This is a genomic window from Rhodobacter sp. NSM (assembly GCF_052244495.1).
GTDB lineage: Bacteria > Pseudomonadota > Alphaproteobacteria > Rhodobacterales > Rhodobacteraceae > Cereibacter_A.
This window is the reverse complement of record NZ_JBQPXH010000019.1, coordinates 22,101-42,074: the sequence shown is the minus strand read 5'-3', so window position 1 is coordinate 42,074 and position 19,974 is coordinate 22,101. Positions and strand designations below refer to the sequence as shown.

Below are 19,974 nucleotides of genomic sequence, written 5' to 3'. Positions count from 1 at the left end.
CCCGCCACTTGTAGAACGTCGCAGTGCTGATCCCATGCTCGCGGCACAGTTCGGGCACGGCCAAACCGTCCTCCGCCTGACGCAGCACGCCCATTATCTGGGTTCGGTGAAACGGCTCTTCTTCATCGGAATCTCCTCGTCCATCCTGCCGAGAAAATTCTACGTTCGCATCCCCTTAACCATGGGGAGGATTACCCACCTTCCTGTAAAACACGTTGATCTCTCGCCACATCACGGTTTAAATCGGCAGCGCGAGTATTCGAGGCTCGGGAATGAGAACGGTACGTTAAACGCGAGCTTCAAAAGAAAATTTCGTGCCTGTCTTTTTAATGGAAATCAGAGGCATCCGGCTTCCTAGCGGTTCCTCTATCTCTCAGCTCTTGTTGGATTTCTCTTGGCTGCACCGCGCCTGCAAGCCCTTCTCGCCAATGGGGCACCGTCCAAGGCAGCCGACGCAAGAACTGGCGCTTGCGATATTTCCGAGGGGTAAAATGTTATGTCCGAGTACCGTCACAAGCGTCACAACTGTGTGTCGACCCAGCGTAATCTGCTCATGCTACAAGGAGTAAGGTAGCGATGAGTGTGACGATGGACGACCCGAACAAAGGTCCACTTAACCTTCTTGGCTGACGAATGACATAATGGTCTCGACCGGTCGACGGCCCATGTTGCGGTAGCCGATATGTGGCCGTTCGGTGTTGTAGTGGACGAGCCAGGCATCGAGATCGGCCTGCAGGGCCTCAACGGTTTCGTAGAAGGTGTCGCGCATGGCGACGCGGAAGAACTCGTCGAGGATTGTGCCGTTGAAGCGCTCGACGAAGCCGTTCGTCCTGGGGGTGCGGACGCGGGTTCGGCGGTGCTCAATGCCGTTGAGGTCCAGGTAGAGCTCGTAAGGATGCCGCTCCGTCCCGCAGAACTCGCGGCCGTTGTCGGTGAGCACCGCGCCGACCGGCAGGTCGAGGGTGCGGTAGAACGGCAGCACATCGTTGTGCAGCACCGCCACCGCCGCCTCGGGCTGCTTGGAGACGTGAAGGAACCCGAAGGCGTAGGAGCCGAAGGTGTCGACGACGGCGTGCAGGTAGACACGGCCGATCCCCTTGAGCGAGCCGACGAAGAAGGTGTCCGCGGAGAGAAGTTCACCGGGGGCGCTTGATTCCACGTGCCTTTCGCGAAAGCAGGGATTGAGCTTCTCGATGAAGGCAGCCTGCTCGGGCGTCAGCTCGATCCTCTTGTCGGCATTGGCCTGCTCCAGCGCCAGCCAGCGGTCGGACTTCGTGCCCAGGCCGTTCTCGTTCAGGATCTTCTGGATGGTGATCGACGAGACCCGTTCGCCATTGTGCTCGAACCAATGGCGCATCAATGGCTCACCCCTCCAGCGGCAGCATCGCTTCGAACCGGTTGCAGCCATAGGCCGGATGGGCGAGCGCCAGCACCTTGATCCGCGCCACCGTCTCCGGGGGTGTCGACTGCGGGTGGCTCCTGTGGATCGGCGGCAAGTCCTTCAGGCCCTCGAAGCCCTGCGTCTGAAACCGCCGCTTCCACTCGTAAAAGCTGGTCCGATCCAACCCACGCTGGCGACACGCTTCGGCGACGTTGCCGAGCTCTCTGGCCAGCTCCAGCACGCTCAGACGGTGCCGCGCCAGCTTCGTGTTCGGACCGCGTTTCCGCCCTTTCGGAGCCTTCGTCGACTGATCCATGATCCGATCCTCCTTCCCACGATTAGCACGGAAAGAAGGTTAAGTGGACAGATCAAACGCTGGACGGCGAAGCGCAGTTGAGGGGGACCGTGGCGCCAGCGGCGCCGCGTAAGCCCGAACAAGGACGGTGGCCGAGGCCAGCCGGTCCTATGATCTCTCGCCTTCCGAGATCGAGGGTTGTGTCGAGGATACCAAGTGGGGATGGAAAATGCGCTCCGCGCCAACCCGCTCAACATCCGCGAGCAGTACGAGAAGCAGCTGAAGGACCTTCAGGAAGCCTATGGCGAGGCGGTGCTGGAGTTGCGGGCGAGAAAAAAGCTCCAAGCCCTGCTGGATGCGGCGGATCGAGCCATGGAGCCGCCACTGGTCCGAGGCCCATGGCGAGGAAATGACCCAGAGCATCCAGCAGGGCCTTCTGGCCGATGGGATCACGATGCCGCTGACCAAGCTGTGTGCGTGGTTCGGCGTGCTGCGGCGGACCGTGTACTACAAGCCGACGAAAGCTGCGCCGAAGGTTGATCCACGATTTGCCGAGCCGATCAAGGCCATGATCGAGCAGGAGCCGTCCTTCGGCTACCGCACGGTCGCCTGGCTTCTGGGCTTCACAGTGAGGCCCCGAACGCCATTGGTCGAGTGAGCGGGCCGAACGACGGTGCAGCGGGTCTTCCAGATCAAGGGCTGGCAGGTCCGCAAGCGCCCGATCGGAGTGCGACCGAGGAAAGAAGCGGTGCCCTCGGTGGCCGGGGCCCCCAACGAGCGCTGGTCCACGGATCTCTGCCGGGTCTGGCGGGCGCGACGGCTGGGCCACGCTCGCCCTGGTGATCGACTGCCATACCCGCGAGCTTCTGCGCTGGCACCTGTCGCGCTCGGGCAAGGCCTCCACGGCCGCGAGCGCGTTGGAATATGCGCTGATCAACCGGTTCCGCACACTCGGTCGGGTGACGAAGGAGTTCCTGCTGAGGTCCGACAACGGCGTTCGCCATGGGCCTCGGAACAACGGCGGCACCATGGCTCACTCTTCACCAGTCGCAAATACACGGCCTTCGTGCGCAGCTACGGCCTGAAGCAGGAGTTCATCACCCCTCACTGCCCCCAGCAAACGGATGTAGTTGAACAGCCCCTTCCTGTCGCGGTGGCGACGTTTATCCTGAGACGTCGCGCTCTGCTGGCTGATACCTCCTCCCCTTTCTTTGCCAGTGCTGCATGATCCGCCGATAGGCCTGCTCCGCATGTTCGGCACCTGTGCGATCTGCCTGCCTCAGCTCAGGTCGGTTGTAATGGTAAGCTGTGCCGCGCTGACCTCGCCGCGGTTCTGCTCCGGCCGCAAGCTCCAGCTTGCGCATCTTTCGCGCCAGCAACGTCGGGCGGCCCCAGGTGTAGTCCTCGCCCTTGGCAGCATGTGCCAGATCAGGACGGCGAGCTTGCGGGCGACAGCGACGGCCCCCACATGCGCGCCCCGGCGCGCCTTGACCCGTTCGTAAAAGGCGCGGAGCGGCCCGGGGCTCCGAACGGCCTGCCAGGCTGCCTCGACCAGGAGATGACGCGCATCGCTCCGACCGCGCTTGGTGATCCGCCCGTGATAGGCCGGGCCATCGCCGGACTGCCGCACGCTCGGGTGCAGCCCCAGGTAGGCCGATAGCTGATCCGCCGATGCGAAGCGGCTCACGCAACCGATCGCCGCCATGACCCCGACCGCCACCACCATGTCGACACCCGGGATCGTCATCAGCCGCCTGACATCCGCATCCGGCATGGCTGCGCGGGCGATATCCTGCTCGACCAGCCGCTGCGCCGCGTCTGCCTGTCATACTCCTCGATGTGCCTGGCGATCGCTGCGCGCTCATCCGTCGGGACATCCTGGGCCAGAACCCAAGCGCGACCCTTGATCCCGAAGAGATCCAGATGCGGACAGCGGGGCGCGAGATGTGCGTGAAGGATGGACTGCACGATGGCCTTCAAGCGCACGCGGCTCTTCACCAGCTGATTGCGCCGCGTGACCTGTCTGCGCCGTGCCTGGGTCTCCGCATCCGGAATCCAGACCTCGGGCAGGAACCCTGCCGCGTAGAGCTGCGCCAGGACACGGGCATCGATCTTGTCCGTCTTGGTCTTTGCCCGCGCGATGAGGTGGACCTGCAGCGGGTTGGCTACCGCAACCCGCGCCACCTTCGGCGCGAGGATCTCGACGAGGGCCGCGGCATTGCCGGTCGCCTCGACCACCACGTGATCGGTCGGACGCAGGCTCGAAGCGAAGGCCATCAGCTTGTCTCTGGCCATGTCGACACGCCCAAGGCGTCGCAGAGCCCCGTCTTCCAGGACCACCGCTTCCGCAAAGACGCGATGGATGTCCATCCCAATGATGCGCATTGCGACCTCCTCCTGTTGCCAGGAGGGAGCAGGCGGGCACGCGGCATTTACAGATCCGTGCTCTCGGCACATCCGGGCAAGCCGCAGCGGCGACCAGATAACGGAATGGGCTTTCGGCCCACTGCTGTAGCTCGGTCTGCCCGCACTCACGTGCTCCCGATGCCCCAAGCCCCGGATGCCATGAGGATAGCAGATCCAGGGCCCCGAGCACCGACATCATCATGCCGGATAACGGCATGGTCGAGCGCGTGATCCGAACCCTGAAGGAGCAGCGCGTTCACCGCCAGCGCTTCGACAGCCTCCAGCACGCGGCACGCACCATCTCCCGCCGCACTAGCCCTACACCGAGCGGCTCCTGGCCTCAGTCCCGGACATGGCGGTGGGCTGGCTCGACCGGATCATCGCGGGCCGCGCGGCCTGACCGCCGGCCCTGATATCCAGCGGCGCGGAGATGGCCCGGACCTCAGGTCCTGCGGTTGCGGGTGGTACGACGCGCGTGCCGGTTGAATCCCGTCGCCCCGGAGGTCTGATCCGCGAGGCCCGGGATCCCGGAGTGCGGCTGGTCTGATCCTTGGGCCTTGCCGGGCGGGTCGCGGCCCGTGCTGCGGAGGCGCGCGAGCCCGTGTGCGGCAAAAGGACTTCCTCCCTCCGCTTCCGCCGGTAAAACCGGTCCCACGCGATCACCAGCGAAGGAACCATCTGCCGATAAGGGCTGCCGATCTTCCTCCGGACCCGCCGGAGGATGCGGACAGGATCGACCGCCGGGCCGATACACCATTGATCTCTCCAGACCGGACGCTGGGACTTGTCGCGGCGATGCTGGCCGGGCAATGTCCCCTGTGCGAAGCAGGAACGAAGACGTTGGCTCGCATGAGCTTTCGGCCAAAGCCCAGTATCAATCTGTTCCAGGGAGGAGAGACCGAGTTGCGGATCGGGGGCAAGCAGGTCGGGACCCTTCCCATCGCCGCCGGAGGCGGCGAGATGGGCGAGCGCATCCGAACGCACGCCTGGGCGACCTCGGCGATCGGCGGGCCGGAGACATGGCCGCATGCGCTGCGCATGTTGATCGACCTGATGCTCTCCTCGAGCCAGCCGATGTTCGTCGTCTGGGGGCCGGAGCGCACGACGCTCTATAACGACGGCTATCGCGACATCCTCGCCGACAGGCACCCGGCGCTTGGCCAGCCCTTCGAGCGGATCTGGCCCGAAATCTGGGAGCGGGATCTCAGCCCCATCGTCGCACGCGCCTACGCGGGCGAGGCGCTCCACATGGATGACATCGCGCTCATCATGACGCGCAAGGGTTATCCGGAGGAAACGCACTTCTCCTTTTCCTACACGCCGGTGCGCGGGCCAGATGGAGCAGTGGAAGGGTTCTTCTGCCCCTGCCTCGAGATCACGGATCAGGTGCTGGAAGAACGCCGGGCACTCTTGCGGGCAGAGCTTACCGAACGTCTTCGCGACTCCAGCGACCCCGATGCCGTGATCCGTGATGGGTTGGCGCTTCTCGGCCGGCACCTCTCCGCCGAACAGGTGGCCTATGCCGAGATCGATCAGGCCGGCGAACATGCCCTCATCTCGCAGGAGTGGAACGACGGCCGCATGCCGAGCAACGCGGGGCGGCACCGGCTGCAGGATTTCGGGCCGGACTTCATCGCGGACCTGAAGGCGGGGCGGAGCGTCGCGATCGGAAATGTCGGTTCGGACCCTCGAACATCGATGCCCGACGCGGCGGCGACCTTCGCGGCACGGGGCATCCGCGCCTTCCTGAGCGTGCCGCATTTCAGGGAGGACCTCCTTGTCGCGGTTCTTGCGGTTCACGCATCCGGCCCCAGGCACTGGCATCCTGCCGATGTCGCGCTTGCGGAGGAAGTGGCTGAACGTCTGAACCTCGCGATCGAACGCGCCCGTTCCGAGGCCGCCCGACGCGAGAGCGAGGCGCGGCTGCGCGACGCCCGAGATTCGCTGGCGCTTGCGACACGGGCATCGGGGCTCGGATGGTGCGCCTGGGACCTGAGGACCGGGCAGGTGACGGCGGACGATCTTGCCCGTCAGATCATGGACCTCGATGCGGCAGATGTCTCCGGCCTGGTCTGGCTTGAACGCACGCATCCGGACGACCGCGAGAGCCTTCGGCACGAGCTTGATGCCCATATCCATGAGGACCGTCCCTTCGACCTCGAATACCGGATCATTCACCGCGATGGCACCGAGCGGCACATTCATGGGACGGGCATCATCCGCAGGGACGCGCAGGGCATGCCGGTTCTGGGCACAGGCTTCGTCCGCGACGTGACAGAGCGAAAGCGGGCGGAGAAGTATCAGCAGATGCTCACCGCCGAGCTTGACCACAGGGTAAAGAACATCCTCGCGGTCGTTCAGGCGATCGCAGGACAGACGCTGCGCAGCGGAAAGGGCGCGGGATCAGATGCGGCCGGGGAGTTCATCGGTCGCATCCAGGCGCTCGCCCGCTCGCACATGCTTTTGGCCAGCAGCCACTGGGCGGGCGCCAGCTTGCGGGATCTTGTCGATGGGGCAGTTGCTCCGTACCAAGGTGCGGGCACAGGCCGCATCCTGGTGGAGGGGCCGGACCTCACGGTGGTTCCCAAGGCTGCGCAGACCTTCACTCTCGCCCTGCATGAACTGGTCACCAATGCGGCGAAGCACGGCGCGCTTTCCCACGAGGAGGGCCGCGTCACCGCCACCTGGCGCCGCTCGGGGGAGGGGCGCGATGGGAGCCTCATTTTACTCTGGCACGAGATCGGCGGGCCGCACATCGAGACGCCCCCCACCCGGACCGGGTTCGGCACACGTCTCATTCAACAGACACTGGCGCACGAGCTCGATGGCGAGGTGTCGCTCGACTACGCTTTCGACGGGCTGAGGGCATGCATCGACGTGCCGCTGGCAAGGCTTCTTCCAGCCAGCGCCGAGCGCATTTCGGAACCCCATCGACGTCCGCCATCTCCTGGCGGCGACAGGACGATCCTGGAAGGCAAGAAGGTTCTTGTCGTGGAGGATGAATATTTCATCGGGCAGGATGCCGTGGCCGTTCTGACAGCCGCCGGCTGTTCGGTGACAGGCCCGGTGGCTTCGCTGGCCGAGGCCCTGCGCATAGCGGTCGAAGATCACTTCGACTGCGCCGTCCTCGACATCAATCTCAGCGGCAGCCTTGTGTGGCCCGCGGCCCGGGCGCTTGTTGCGCGGAGAATTCCCTGCCTGTTTGCGACCAGCTACTCCCACACCATCGAAAGACCTCCGGAACTGGGCGCGGTTCCCCTGATCGAGAAACCGATGCTGGGGGACTCTCTGCTGTCGGCCATGAGCGCAATTCTGAGCGCACGTGCGGACGGATGAGCCTGGCGACGAGGCTCCCGCCCATCCCGTGCAATTGCAGCCCGCGATCGGCAACGACGCTGCCTCTTCGCACGAAGGTACGGCCGACAGGATCGGCGAGGACGGCCCATAGCCGCTCGGGGTGACACACGCGCGGTCAGGAAAGGCTTCCACTGCTCGGGTAGTCTACCAGAGCGGCCGCCGTTTGATCCGGGTCGCCTTCCTGCTACGCTGTCTGAAGCAATCCGCATACGCTTTGGCAGAACGCATCGACCGTGAAGGGCTTGGTTATCAGCCCGGTCCTGCTGTCAGAGAGCGCCTCGTTTGCCACGAGTTCTTCCGCATAGCCGGTCATGAACAGCACCTTGAGGTCCGGACGGATGCGCCGGGCGGCCTCAGCCATCTGTCTTCCGTCCATCCTGGGCAGTCCGATATCCGTGACCAGAAGGTCGATCGACTGGTCGGATCGGAGGATCTCCAGCCCGGAAAGACCATCGTCCGCCGCGAGCGGTTCAATGCCCAGATCCGCCAGTGTGTCGAGGACGAGCCTGCGCAGGTCGCTCTCGTCTTCGACCACGAGCACGGTCCTGCCGTGCGGTATGGCGGCAGGGGCCAGCGGAGAATGAGCCGGCTTCGTATCGATCTGGCCACGATGCCGCGGCAGGATGATGTTGATGACCGTCCCCGCGCCGGGGCGGGTCTCGATCTTTGCGGTGCCGCCGGACTGGCGCGCAAAGCCGTAGATCATCGAAAGGCCCAGTCCGGTTCCCTTGCCTGCTGGCTTGGTCGTGAAGAAGGGATCGAATGCTTTCGCAAGCACATCCTCCGTCATGCCGGTGCCTGTGTCCGACACGCTGATGCAGACATGCTCGCCCGGGGTGAGCGCATCGGCTGCGGCGCGCTTGTCGTCGATCACGATGTTCCGGCATTCGATCGCGAGGGTGCCGCCGTCCGGCATCGCATCCCGCGCGTTGATCGTTAGGTTGAGGATTGCGTTCTCAAGCTGATGAGAGTCGCACAGGACCGGCCACGTGGTCTTGGCCTGCGGCATGGAAAGGGCGATGTTCTCGCCGACCGTGTTGCTCAGGATATCGGCCATGGTCCCGATCAGTGCAATCGGACTGACGGGTTCGGGGTTGAGCGGCTGCCGGCGAGAGAAGGCGAGCAGTCTGTGGACCAGCGCCGCCGCGCGATGGGCTGCGTCGACGGCGCCGTCGATCATCGGCTCGACCTCGTCGGTGCGGCCGGCTGCGATCCTCCGGCGAACAATGTTGAGGCCGCTGATCACCACCGTCAGCATGTTGTTGAAATCGTGGGCTATGCCGCCCGTAAGCTGGCCGAGAGCCTCCATCTTCTGGCTCTGGCGAAGCTGTTCCTCGGCAAGATGCAAGGCTTCGGCCTGCTTCTTTCTGGCAGAGACGTCGCGGCCGACGGCATGGGCCATCCCGGCGCTCGGGACCGCCGTCCAGTCGATCCACCGCTGCGCGCCCTCAGCGGTGCAAAGTCGGACCTCGACGCCGGCAATCGTCTCCCCTCGGGAAAGCGAGGCAAGCCCTTCTTGCAGGACATGGACATCGTCGGCGTGGACGAAATCCTTGATCGAGCGGCCCACGGTCTGGACCTCGGACCAGCCCAGAACCGTCGACCACGCCGGATTGACGGCGCCGATCTTGCCGTCGAGCCCCGCGATGAGCAAGATCTCGGCCGAATGCTGCCAGATCCGATTGCGCGTTTCGGTGCGCCGCGAGATCTCCTGCTCCAGATCGTCATTCAGGCGGCGCAGTCGCTCTTCGGTTCGCTTGGCGTCGGTTATATCGTAGATCGTGCCGCTGAAGCGGCAGCCCTCGCCGGGATCCTCGACGTGCTCGCCGCGGCGTTTGAGCCAACGGACGCGGCCGTCGTCCCGGCGCACGATACGAAATTCGACCTCACCGGTCGTCCGTTCTCCCAGAGGCGGGACGAAATCGACAAGGGAAGCGTCTTCGGGATGAATTGCCGCCTGCAGTGTGTGGACCGGCAGGGCGTCCGCACTGCGAAGGCCGAGCAGCGCGCAGAACTGGGCAGAGACCGAAACGGTGGCATAGCCTTCGATATGTTCAAAGGTGCCGACACCGCCAGCGGCCTCGGCGATCCGCAAGCGCTCCTCCGCCCGCTTCTGGTCCGTGATGTCGACGATCACACCGCCGAAGCGCCGGGGCCGCCCCTCGTCATCCCGCTGACAGTAACCCCGGGCATGGACCCACATGACGGGGCGGCCGGAGGGGATGATCCGGTACTCCTTGGAAAACACGTCCGCGCCGCGCAGGATGCCCCCGATCGCCAGGCGGACGCGCATCCGGTCGTCGGGGTGAACAAGGTCGTAGAAGATGGAAGAGCCGACCCCGGCAGCCGCGGCCTCCCGCGAGAGGCCGCACAGCGCCGCGAAGGCGGCATCGCCCATGATCAGCCCATCTTCCAGGTTCCAGTCCCAGGTCGCTGCCGCCCCCGACTGGATCAGCGTCCGCTGGAAGAGGTCATCGGCCGCACCGCGGGTGAAGGCCTTTTCCGACGCACCGATATGCGTCTTGTCGTTCATGGGACCACTGCGCCCGCGCTGCTGCCTTCTTCGAGCACCTCGGCAATGAACTCGGCGATCACCTGGCGCAGCATTGCCATCGACGCCATGTCCATCAGCAGGGCGATGTATCCGCGGATGTCACGCTCGCGGATGGTGAAGTTGATGTAGAGAAAGAGAATGACGCTTTCGTTCGAGGTTTCGGCACCGAAGAGGGCATGGCCGTCGGCGCGCAGCACCTCGGGCAGGGACATGGAGATGGACCGGCGCAGCATGTTGGCGATCGTGCCGAGGCACCCGTTGAGGATGATGTTGCCGGTCTCGGCCAGTGCTTCCTGTTCGATCTCGTCGAACAACTCCGGCGCGACGTGGTCGCCCACCACGGCCCGCACGAGGTTGAGGCTCTTGGCTTCGGGAAAGACCAGCAGCGCCCGCCCGCAGAAGGCGCCCGAGAAAGCCTGTTGAACGGCGACGAGATCGCCCTGTTCGCGCTGGCTCAGCAGGGCTGCCGCGGCTTTCCTGTCGATCAGTTCAAGCGCGGGGACCGTGAGAAAGACCTGCTCTCCGACCATCTTGCGCAAACTGACGGCGGCGCAGCTGACGCCGATGTTCACAAGTTCGGTCAGTGCATCGCGCTCGAGTTCGCTCAAGAGCAGATCGTCGTTCAAAGCGTGTGTTCCCGCTTCAGGTACAGCGCCGCTCCGGTCAGGAAGCCCCGCAAGCCGTCTTCGCTCACCGGCTTCTGGACAAGGGCCGCATCCACGGCCTGAACGCGCGTGACAACGTCATTCTGCACATTCGCCGTGATGATCGCGATCGGCAGTTTGGGATGCTGGGCCCGCAGCTCGGCTGCGAGGTCCAGGCCGTCCTTGCCGGGCATATTGTAGTCGATAAGGACCACGTCGATCTTCTGAGTCGCGAGGATGGCGCTGGCGTCGGTCGCGTCGCCGGCCTCGACGCGCAACCAGTCGGGTTGCAGCGCGGCCACTGTCTTGCCCAGGACGATGCGCGCAAGCTTGCTGTCATCAACGATTAAGATTGTCGGGGCCATGGGACGCTCCTCCAGTTGATCGAACGAACAGCGCCGGGCGCGCGTTCGTCTGAATGCCATAGACAACAGTCATTGTCACCTCCGCGTCGAGCTCTGGTTCTCGATCATAAGCGGCATCAGCCAGTCCTGCAGGAAGCGATCCGGGGCAGGGCCTACCAATCGCGGGCGCATGAGCAGGAGGACCTGCACGACTGCAGTGTGCAGACCTTCGACCTCGGTCACGTCGACAGCCGGCGCCGTGCAGCCCTGCAATCGCGCGAACAGAGTCTCGGCATCCTCCATGCCGCAGGTTCCCCGAAGGCGGATCAGGTTGTTGTCGCCATCGACGCTCATGTCAGCAGTTCCGGAATGTCGAGGACCAGAAGCACGTCACCCGAGCCGGTCGTCATGGTCCCGCCAAGTCCGGGAACCGAGGCAAGAAGCGGCGGCACGGGTCGCAAGAGGCCGCTGAATCGGCCCGTGACATCGGCGACCGCAATTCCGACGCGTTCTCCGCCGGTGTCGGTGAGGAGCACCTTGGCGTCCTCGTATGAGGGGGGCGGACCGGGCTGCTTCAGAAGATTGGCAAGGCAAACCAGCGGCACCGTCCTGTCGCGCCAGACGAAGGCCGTGCCTGCGCGAACCTCGCTGATGCGGCCTTGCGGAAGGCGGATGATCTCTTGGACCGCGTCTATCGGGATGCCGAATGCCTGTTCTCCGACCGCTACCGTCAGGACAGTGAGCACCGCCGCCCGTTGCGGCAGCGTCAGGCGGACCGTCGTTCCGAGCCCGGGCCGGCTGTCGATGCCGACACGCCCGCCCATTGCCTCGACGGCGGTGCGGACGGCATCCATTCCCACGCCGCGGCCGGAGACGTCGGTGACGTCCTGCGCCGTCGAAAGCCCCGCCTCGAAGATCAGGGCGGCGGCGGCCTCGTCTGTCAGAGCGCTCGCCTCCGCCTCGCTCATCAGACCTCGCTCGGCGGCCAGCACTCGCATTCGCTGCGGGTCGATTCCCGCGCCGTCGTCGGCCACGCTGACGACGACGTGGTCGGCTCGCTGGGCAGCCTCCAGGGTGAGGCGGCCCTCGGGCGGCTTGCCAAGCCCCCGGCGCACCTCCGGCGTTTCCATTCCGTGGTCGATGGCGTTGCGCAGGATGTGCAGCAGGGGCTCGTACAGGCCGTCGGCCACGGACTTGTCCACCTCGATGCCGGCGCCCGACTGCACCAGCTCGACCTTCTTGCCGAGGCGGGTTGCAAGCTCGCGCACGGGCCGGCCGAACCGCCCGAAGACCGAGGCGACAGGAACCGCCCGCGCGCCGATCAGCGAGCGGTGCAGCCGCCCCACCAGCCGCTCGATCTCGGCGTGGCGCGCCGCGAGGGCGGAGTCCAGCGTGGCGACCTGCCGGACGGCATCGCCCAGCCCGTTCGCGGCGACGATCAGTTCCCCTGCCAGATCGACGAGGCCATCCAGGCGGGCGGCCGTGATGCGCAGCGACGCCGCCGCCTCGGGACGGGCCGCGCGCCCTTCCTCCCTCGCGGGTGCAGGCCGCCGATGGTCCTGCGGTGTGACCTCCGCAAGCTCGACCTGGTCGCCCGCCAGTTGGAAGATCTTCCGAAGTGCCGGGGGCGGGGCGGTGCTGAGAAGCTCGATGACGAGGTTGCAGGAATACGGGTCGTACTCCGCCTGCGCCACAGGTTCGCGCGAGGTGATGTTCAGCGCGACAAGGTCCGGCACCTTTCGCACCAGCGCCAGCGGATCATCGCCCAGAAAATAGCAATTGGCCCGGGGAACGTACCGCACCGCCGTGAGCGAGAGGCCCTGTGCGGCGGCTTCGGCGATGGCATCCGCCTGGCGCTCCGCCAGAGGGGCCAGCCAGTCCGCGCCGGACGATGACGTCTCTCGCGGGGAGGCCTCCTGCCATGGCGCCTCAAGCGAAGCGACGAGATCCTCGGCGTATCGGGCCGCGTCCGGAGGCAGCGTGCCGCTCTGCCCGAAGGCGTCGAGCCAGCCATCGCAGGCCTCGATACACTCCAGAAGGACGTCGATGGCCTGCGGCCCGACCGCCGACCGGCCCTCGCGCAGCGCGCTCAGGAGGTCTTCGGCCGCATGCAGCACGGCTGCCATCGCCGGCAGGTCGAACAGGCCCACTGCGCCTTTCAGGGTGTGGAACGCGCGGAAGGCACTGTCGATGCGGCTTCGGTCACCGGGAGAATGCTCCAGCGCCAGAAGATCGTCGGACGCCTGCTGGACCAGCTCGCGCCCTTCGATCAGGAACTGTTCGACGAGTTCGTCCATCAGACCGGACCCCGCTGGTAGACCACGGCGTCCTCGAAGCGCCGCACCCGATAGCGGTCGGAGATGCGCGTCATCGACTCGGAATGGCCCAGACAGAGGAAGCCGTCCGGGGTCAGGGCGTCTTCCAGCAGCGCCGCCGTCAGCCGTTGCGCGGCCTCGTCGAAATAGATCAGGAGATTGCGGCAGAAGATGATGTCGAAGCGTCCATGCGGCGCGATGCTGGCGGGGTCGGCGAGATTGACGGGGGCAAAGATGACCGACTCGCGCAGATCCTGAACGATGCGCCGCTGCCGGCCCACAGGTGGCTCGAAATACGCCTCCCGCAACTGCGGAGGCAGCCGGGCGAGCGAGCGTTCGCCGAAGTAGCCGGCAACGGCGTCCGACAGGGCATCGGTATCGATGTCCGAGCCGACGATCTCGACATTGTAGGCATCGACCATCGCCCAGTTCTCCAGGAGCCAGATCGCCAGCGAATAGGGCTCCTCGCCGGTGGAGCAGGGGGCCGACCAGATCCGGATGCGGTCGCCGGGGCGGCGCGTCGCTGCAATCTCGGGAAGCAGCGACCGGCTGAGGCAGCGAAGCTGGTGAAGTTCACGGTAGAAATAGGTTTCGTTCACGGTGATGAGGTTCACGACCCGCTGCAACTCGTCATCGTTGCTGTGCAGGATCGAGAGGTAGGCGCCGAAGCTCGGGCTCTCTGTCGCGGCCGCACGCTCCAGGACGCGGCGCTCGATGTAATAGCGCTTGCTTTCGTCATAGGACAGCCCGGTGCGGCGATAGAGGTAGTCGCAGAACCTCGCGAAGTCGGTTCGGTCGAACCTGGGCATATCCGCCGCGCCGCGCATCAGGCGACCCGGTCCGACAGGCGCCGCGCGATCTCGCCCAGGGGAGCCACGATGGCCGCGCCACCGCGCTTCACCAGCTCGCCGGGCATTCCCCACACGACGGCCGTCTCCTCCGCCTCGGCGATCGTGTGGCCGCCGCGGTCGCGGAGCGCGGCCATCGAGGCCGCACCGTCATACCCCATTCCCGTCAGCAGGATGCCCACCAGCCGGTCGGCGGGCCAGCAGGCCATCGCGGTCTCGACCAGGCGGTCGGCGCTCGGGTGCCAGCGAAACGCATCCGACGCCGGCGCGGAAAGGACCACCGGGCCGCTCGCCCGACGGCTCACGATCAGGTCGGCGTCGCCCCGACCGATGTAGACGTGCCCGGGCCGGACCGGCACCGGCTGCGCGACCTCCTCGACCGAAAGGGCGCAGAGCCGGTCGAGCCGGCGTGCCAGTGGCCCGGTAAAGGCCGCAGGCATGTGCTGCGCGATCAGGATGGGCCAGGGAAAGTCAGCCGGCAGAGGCTCCAGCAGCCGATCCAGCGCCGGCGGCCCGCCGGTCGAGGCGCCGACAAGGACGGCACCGAACTCGGCCTCGCGCCGCCCGGACGGGGTCGGCGATGGCGCGCGCGCCGGCGCCACCGCATCGGCGGGCGTCGCGCGTGTCCAGCGGTGCCGGACGCGCTCGGCCAGCCGTCTGCTGGAGCGGATATGCGCCCCGGCCGCGGTCTTCACCCTCTCGACCAGAACCGGGCCGAATTCGTCCATCGAGAGAGAAATCGCGCCGTTCGGCTTGGCGACGAAGTCGACCGCACCCAGTTCCATCGCCTCGAGCGTCACGTCCGCCCCGGCCGCTGTCAGCGCCGAGACCATGATGACGGGGCAGGGGCGTTCAACCATGATCCGGTCGAGGCAGGCCAGCCCGTCCATCCCGGGCATCGTCACGTCCAGCGTGATCACGTCGGGCTGAAACGCGACCAGCATCTCCAGCGCCTCGGGGCCATTGCGCGCAACCGCCACCTCGATCCCCTCCTCCGCGCGAAACACATCGCCGAAGACGCGGCGCATCAGCGCGGAGTCGTCGACGATGAGAAGCCTCGTCAAGTCCCGGCACCCGCTGAGGAGGCCGACACGAGGGCGGAAAGGACATCGCGCTCGGCCTTGTCGAGCAGCGCCCGGGCGTCGATGACGAGGATCATCCGCCCATCCCGCTCGACGGGCACGACCCGGTCGAAGATTGCCTCCTCGCCCTCGACAAGTTCGGGCGCGGGCGCGAGTTCCTCCGCACCGATGCGCAGGATTTCGGACACGGCATCGACGACGAAGCCCGCTCGGAGCCCGTCCACCGTGACGATGACGACACGGCGCGTCTTCGCCGCCTCGGCCGTGACGCCGAAGCGGCGGCGCTGGTCGATCAACGGAACGGCGGTTCCGCGCAGGTTCATGACGCCCTCGACGAAGGCAGGCGCCTTGGGCACGCGCGTGACCGAGGAGGGGTACTGAGCGACCTCATCGACGGCTGCGATGGGCAGCGCGTATTCCTCCTCGCCCAGCCGGAACAGGACGAACTGCTCGCTGACCTGCGAGGTGGACCCTGTGGCGCCCATTCCTTCCTCTCCCTCCCGGCGATGCTCCAGAATGGCGGCCGTCGTTGCGGCGTCGAACAGCGTGTCGGGAGACAGGATCGACGTCAGCCCGTCGCCGCATCGCGCGATCGCGTCGAGCCGCGCTTCGCCCTTGCCGCGCGCCAGCACTGTCGGCACCGCGTCGATGTCGGCTTCCGGCACGCGCAGGATCGACCGGACACGGTCCACAATCAGCCCCACCAGCGCGCCGGCCACGCGTGTCACGACGATCCGCTCGCTGCCGGTCTCGGCCTCCGGGAAGCCAAGCAGCGCCCGTAGCGAAACGAGCGGCAGCACTGCACCGCGCACTTCGACCAGGCCACGCACCGCCCCGTCGGCACGGGGCAGCCGGGTGTGCTCCTCCGGCAGGGCCACGACCTCGGCGACGTCTGCCAGTCGCAGGGCATAGGCCTGCCCTCCGATCGAGAAGGTCAGCAGAGCAAGCGCCGCCTGCGTCGGGGCTTTCGAGGCTGCGGCAGTTGCCTGTTGTGACCGTCGCCCGGCGTCGGCCCTGACCCGCAATCGCGGGAATGCCCTTGCGAGAAGCCGATCGAGGTCGAGCGCGGCCTCGTCTCCGGTCTCCCTCAGGCCTGCCACATGATCCACCAGCAGCCCGAGCGCCTGTCCGGCCTGCACCGCCACGATCCGTGCGGTCGGCGGCGGGGCGGACAAGGGCCGCCCCATCAGCGCGGCCAGCGACAGAACCGGTATGACAGCACCCCGGAGGTTGATGAGCCCCAGAAGGCCGGGCGGCCCGCCCGGCACCCGCGTCAGCGGGCGGGGGCGCAGGATCTCCAGCACCGCATCGCCCGCAAGACGCAGCCGATCCTCGCCCAGCACAACGACAAGGTGCGAGCGGTGCCTCCGTTCTGGCGCGCCGTCCATGGCGCTAAGACCCCGCGATCTGGAGTTCGTCGGCGAGGCTCGCGATCTCCTCGATGGCGGCGGCCAGGTCCTCGGCCCCGCGCGCCTGTTCATGGGCGGCGGTTGCGGCCTGGCTGGCCGCGCCCGCGGTTTCCTGCGCCGCCGTGGCAACCTGTTCGGCGCCCGCTCGCACCTCGCTGACGGTCTGCAGGGCCGCCTCGCCGCCGGCCACAAGCGCGGCGGCACTTGTGGCGACCGCCTCCATGTCGGTCTCGGCGGCGCGCAGGCGGTCGACCACGATCTGGTTCCGCCCCGCTTCAGCCTGCGCGGTGGCGGTGACGACGTCGACCTCGCGTCGCACGGCGAGGATCTGGTCCTGGATCAGGCGGAGCGTCTCCTTGACGGCATCCGCGCTGGCGGCTGAGTCGCGCGCGAGGTTGCGGATGTCGGTCGACACGACGCCGAAGCCGCCGCCCTCTTCGCCGGCGCGCGCGGCCTCGACGGCGCCCGATACCGCCAGCATCGCGGTCTGCACCGCCACCAGCGCGATGCCGTCCACGATCCGAGCAATTGCGCGCCGGGAGGCTTCCAGCGAGGTCAGGACGTCGAGAACGTCCTGCATGGTCGCCGCGACCGCCTTCACGCCCTCGCTCAGCCCCTCGACCGTTTCGCGCGCCGATTTCAGCCGCGGGCGCACGGCCTCGCAGCGATCGAGCGACAGGCGTGCGGCATCGCGTGCCATCGTGGCCGCGCGTTCGATCTGTGCCAGTGCGGCCGCCGACTGCTGCGTTGCCCCGGCCTGCGCCTCGGCGCCCCGGCGGATCTGGTCGATCGCCGAGAGGATCTGGCCCGCCGCGCCGGAAAGCTCCTGCACGGTTGCCGAAAGCTCCTCGGCCGCCGCGCCGATCTCGGCGACCTGCGCGCCGCCCGTATCGCCATCCTGCAGCGCCTCGGCCAGCCCTGCGAGCGCCTGCGCGGCGTCCCGGCTCTGGTCGAGCGCGCTGCTTTGCTGGTCGACGGCCCTTTGCGCCTGCGAAGCGGCGGCGGATTGTTCCTCGGCCGTGGCCGCGATCTGCGCCGCACCTTGCAGAACGTCGCCGGCGCTGGCTTCCACTTCGGCGGCGGCGGCGACGATGGACTGCGCGCCGTCGACCATCACGCCGGTCTCGTGGCGCACGGCGTCGAGTTCTGCAACGACAGCGCGGCCCTTCTCGGCCTCCGCCTGGGCCCGATCGGCCTGTGCCTTGATGCGCTGAACGAGGCTCCGCACGGCCTCGCCGATGCGGTCGGTCAGGCCGCGGGCGTCGCGCGTGCGAGCCTCGGTGCTTTCCGCCAGCATCCGCACCTCGTCTGCGACGACTGCGAAGCCGCGTCCGTGCTCGCCCGCGCGGGCGGCCTCGATGGCGGCATTGAGGGCCAGAAGGCTCGTCTGCTCGGAGATGTCGCCGACTGTCGTGGTGACCTGGCCGATGCTCGCGGCATGCTCTTCCAGGTTGGACACGACTGCCATCATCTGCAGTTGCCGGCGCGCATTCGCGGAAATTGCCTCAACCGCGCCATCGACGCCTATCTTGGCCTCCGCCAGCACCAGTTGCACGGCTTCGGCGCGGCGACGTGACGTCTCTGCCCCTGCGCGGGCCCCGGCGAAGTCGTGGTTCAGGCTCTCCATCGAACGCTGCGACTGCTGGGCAGCGCCTGCGGATTCCTCGGCCGCGCCTGCGATCTGCTCCATCGCTCGCCGCAACTCTTCGGCTGCCGCCGAGGCCTGGGCGACACCGGCCGCCAGTTCTTCGGTCGCCGCGCCGATCCGCTCGGCCGCCTTCTGCTGGCGCGCCCGCGACCGGTTTTGTTGACGCCGATCCGCCGAGGATGGCCGCACGGCCGGCTGGCTCTCTGCCGGTGCGCGCGATTCCACGTTCTCTTCACGCGCTCTTGCCAGCTTCGTCGTCTTGACCAGTGCCAACGTCGGCCTCCGCTGCTTCCAAGGATTTCGTACGGCAAAGGTGCAGATGTACGCGCAGAAAACGCAAGAGCCAGAACCGGATGCTCTTGCGAGACAACATGAGGGTATCAGCCTGAAGATGCAGGCACAAGCGGACCGAAATGGCTCGCCCCGATGTGCTGATCCGGTTTTGTCCGGGCGCATGACGGGTCCCGTCGCTACGTCCAAAATGGCCGGCGAAGCAGCTTCGGATGGCGAAGCTGGCGCCTGAATGGCCGAGGGCACTGGGGGCTATACTCCAGAGACCCGAGCAAACGGCCCTTTGAACCGACGCCGCTACCGGGTTCAGATCGGCGGCCGCGCGCCTGGAAAAAGAAGCTATGCGGACCGGCTGCAATCAGACAACATTCGCACACAGTCTTTCTTACCGGCTGGTCAATTTTCTCCAAAAGAATGATCCGGCCGGAGTGCCGCGAACGGCGGCAGAACCGAACCCTCTCAAGGGGCGGCCGCCGAGCCATCGAGTTGAACGTTTTCGAGGGCCGCTGCGCCCGCGGGCGCCACCAGGGTGCCAGTATGACACCGACGGCGCCGTCTGTGGGCGCCGTCTCCATCATTCCGCTTCCGAAGCCAGCAGCCGATGAGGTGACGTTCGGGCTCGACGAAGTCCTCTTCTCGAGTATTGACGGGTGCCGGGTCATCCCAGCCGGAAAATCGGTCTTCCGTCGCTGGACACGCTAATCGTAGCGGTCGTGACGGCGCACCCAGTCCATCGGACCCTTCTCATTGCGGCCTTTCGGCGCGAGGTCGAGCATGTTGTAGGTGCCCATCATCGCTTCGACGCCACGGTAGTAGGTGGAATAAGTCCGGAAGACCTCGCCTGCCTCGTTCCGGAAGAAGGCGCTGATGCCTGGCAGTTCCTGTTCCGCGACCGAGGTCGCACCGAAATTGTAGTCGATCGGGCCTGCAGCGACCTCTTCCGAGGTGAAGCTGACCCGGAAGTCACGATTGAAGTCGCTGCCGAAGGACGACACCCACGTGAATTTCCAGCCCATGCGCTTGCGGTAGGGTTCGATCTCGGCGAGCGGCGCACGCGACACGGCGATCATGGTGACATCGTGGTGCGCAAGATGGAGGTTCATGCCATCAATGTGGTCGGCCATGAACGAACAGCTCTTGCAGGCCTCCGTCCAGCCCGGCGCGAACATCAGATGCTGCACCAGAAGCTGCGAGCGGCCATCGAACAGAGCGGCGAGGCTGCGCGGGCCGTCCAACGTGTCGAAGTGATAGTCCTTCTCGATGCGGACCCAAGGCAGGGCGAGCCGGTCGCGGGCGACCTTGTCGCGATGACGGGTCAGCTCCTTTTCCGCATCGAGCAGGTTCCGGCGGGCGGCCAGCCAGTCATCCTGAGAAACGACAGCGTGCTGCATGAAGGGTCT

Annotated in this window: 12 protein-coding genes and 3 pseudogenes; 2 read left to right on the top strand and 13 right to left on the bottom strand. The window is 66.5% G+C overall.

Going from position 1 to position 19,974, the window contains the following annotated elements; genetic code table 11:
• Both ACTVZP_RS20125 and ACTVZP_RS20120 read right to left on the bottom strand, forming a co-directional pair.
• Positions 1–126, bottom strand: a pseudogene (locus ACTVZP_RS20125) (transposase); the annotation flags it as partial.
• A 487-nt stretch (positions 127–613) separates the two neighbouring features.
• A pseudogene (locus ACTVZP_RS20120) lies at positions 614–1,697 on the bottom strand (IS481 family transposase).
• Positions 1,698–2,031: 334 nt separating this feature from the next.
• On the opposite strand from ACTVZP_RS20120, the gene ACTVZP_RS20115 reads away from it, so the two are divergent.
• Positions 2,032–2,334 (top strand): hypothetical protein, encoded by a 303-nt coding sequence (locus tag ACTVZP_RS20115; RefSeq protein WP_443213951.1) that lies wholly within the window; start codon positions 2,032–2,034, stop codon positions 2,332–2,334.
• A gap of 505 nt (positions 2,335–2,839) precedes the next feature.
• On the opposite strand, the pseudogene ACTVZP_RS20110 reads toward ACTVZP_RS20115, so the two are convergent.
• A pseudogene (locus ACTVZP_RS20110) lies at positions 2,840–4,061 on the bottom strand (IS110 family RNA-guided transposase).
• A gap of 870 nt (positions 4,062–4,931) precedes the next feature.
• Between ACTVZP_RS20110 and ACTVZP_RS20105 the strand changes: the two are divergent.
• Positions 4,932–7,418, top strand: coding sequence for an HWE histidine kinase domain-containing protein (locus ACTVZP_RS20105; RefSeq protein ID WP_443213950.1), 2,487 nt, complete (start codon positions 4,932–4,934; stop codon positions 7,416–7,418).
• Between the two features lie 205 nt (positions 7,419–7,623).
• Here the strand turns inward: ACTVZP_RS20105 and ACTVZP_RS20100 are convergent, their stop codons facing one another.
• The 10 genes from ACTVZP_RS20100 to ACTVZP_RS20055 all read right to left on the bottom strand — a co-directional run bounded on the left by ACTVZP_RS20100 (position 7,624) and on the right by ACTVZP_RS20055 (position 19,965).
• Entirely contained in the window at positions 7,624–9,972 is a 2,349-nt protein-coding gene (locus ACTVZP_RS20100; protein ID WP_443213949.1) for a PAS domain S-box protein, read from the bottom strand.
• On the bottom strand, positions 9,969–10,619 hold the full coding sequence (locus tag ACTVZP_RS20095) for a chemotaxis protein CheX (protein WP_443213948.1): 651 nt from the start codon (positions 10,617–10,619) through the stop codon (positions 9,969–9,971). Before ACTVZP_RS20095 ends, ACTVZP_RS20100 begins: the two co-directional genes overlap by 4 nt.
• Positions 10,616–11,002 carry a response regulator gene (locus ACTVZP_RS20090; RefSeq protein ID WP_443213947.1) on the bottom strand — a complete coding sequence of 129 codons (387 nt, stop codon included), beginning with the start codon at positions 11,000–11,002 and terminating at the stop codon, positions 10,616–10,618. Before ACTVZP_RS20090 ends, ACTVZP_RS20095 begins: the two co-directional genes overlap by 4 nt.
• A 75-nt stretch (positions 11,003–11,077) precedes the next feature.
• Positions 11,078–11,335 carry a hypothetical protein gene (locus tag ACTVZP_RS20085; RefSeq protein WP_443213946.1) on the bottom strand — a complete coding sequence of 86 codons (258 nt, stop codon included), beginning with the start codon at positions 11,333–11,335 and terminating at the stop codon, positions 11,078–11,080.
• Entirely contained in the window at positions 11,332–13,278 is a 1,947-nt protein-coding gene (locus ACTVZP_RS20080; RefSeq protein ID WP_443213945.1) for a chemotaxis protein CheA, read from the bottom strand. Before ACTVZP_RS20080 ends, ACTVZP_RS20085 begins: the two co-directional genes overlap by 4 nt.
• Entirely contained in the window at positions 13,278–14,105 is an 828-nt protein-coding gene (locus ACTVZP_RS20075; protein ID WP_443213944.1) for a CheR family methyltransferase, read from the bottom strand. The genes ACTVZP_RS20080 and ACTVZP_RS20075 overlap by 1 nt, the downstream gene beginning before the upstream one ends.
• 17 nt (positions 14,106–14,122) lie before the next feature.
• Entirely contained in the window at positions 14,123–15,208 is a 1,086-nt protein-coding gene (gene cheB / locus ACTVZP_RS20070; RefSeq protein WP_443213943.1) for a chemotaxis-specific protein-glutamate methyltransferase CheB, read from the bottom strand.
• Positions 15,205–16,614 (bottom strand): chemotaxis protein CheW, encoded by a 1,410-nt coding sequence (locus tag ACTVZP_RS20065; protein ID WP_443213942.1) that lies wholly within the window; start codon positions 16,612–16,614, stop codon positions 15,205–15,207. Before ACTVZP_RS20065 ends, cheB begins: the two co-directional genes overlap by 4 nt.
• Before the next feature lie 4 nt (positions 16,615–16,618).
• Complete coding sequence (locus ACTVZP_RS20060) at positions 16,619–18,556, bottom strand: methyl-accepting chemotaxis protein (RefSeq protein ID WP_443213941.1); 1,938 nt, start codon at positions 18,554–18,556, stop codon at positions 16,619–16,621.
• 716 nt (positions 18,557–19,272) lie between these two features.
• Positions 19,273–19,965, bottom strand: coding sequence for a DUF899 domain-containing protein (locus tag ACTVZP_RS20055; RefSeq protein WP_443213940.1), 693 nt, complete (start codon positions 19,963–19,965; stop codon positions 19,273–19,275).
• Positions 19,966–19,974 lie beyond the last annotated feature (9 nt).

Bases quoted from the DNA above. Each gene is read 5' to 3' on its own strand.
- ACTVZP_RS20115 (WP_443213951.1), top strand. From the start codon at position 2,032: ATGCGGCGGATCGAGCCATGGAGCCGCCACTGGTCCGAGGCCCATGGC.
- ACTVZP_RS20105 (WP_443213950.1), top strand. From the start codon at position 4,932: ATGAGCTTTCGGCCAAAGCCCAGTATCAATCTGTTCCAGGGAGGAGAG.
- ACTVZP_RS20100 (WP_443213949.1), bottom strand. From the start codon at position 9,972: ATGAACGACAAGACGCATATCGGTGCGTCGGAAAAGGCCTTCACCCGC.
- ACTVZP_RS20090 (WP_443213947.1), bottom strand. From the start codon at position 11,002: ATGGCCCCGACAATCTTAATCGTTGATGACAGCAAGCTTGCGCGCATC.
- ACTVZP_RS20085 (WP_443213946.1), bottom strand. From the start codon at position 11,335: ATGAGCGTCGATGGCGACAACAACCTGATCCGCCTTCGGGGAACCTGC.
- ACTVZP_RS20080 (WP_443213945.1), bottom strand. From the start codon at position 13,278: ATGGACGAACTCGTCGAACAGTTCCTGATCGAAGGGCGCGAGCTGGTC.
- ACTVZP_RS20075 (WP_443213944.1), bottom strand. From the start codon at position 14,105: ATGCCCAGGTTCGACCGAACCGACTTCGCGAGGTTCTGCGACTACCTC.
- ACTVZP_RS20065 (WP_443213942.1), bottom strand. From the start codon at position 16,614: ATGGACGGCGCGCCAGAACGGAGGCACCGCTCGCACCTTGTCGTTGTG.
- ACTVZP_RS20055 (WP_443213940.1), bottom strand. From the start codon at position 19,965: ATGCAGCACGCTGTCGTTTCTCAGGATGACTGGCTGGCCGCCCGCCGG.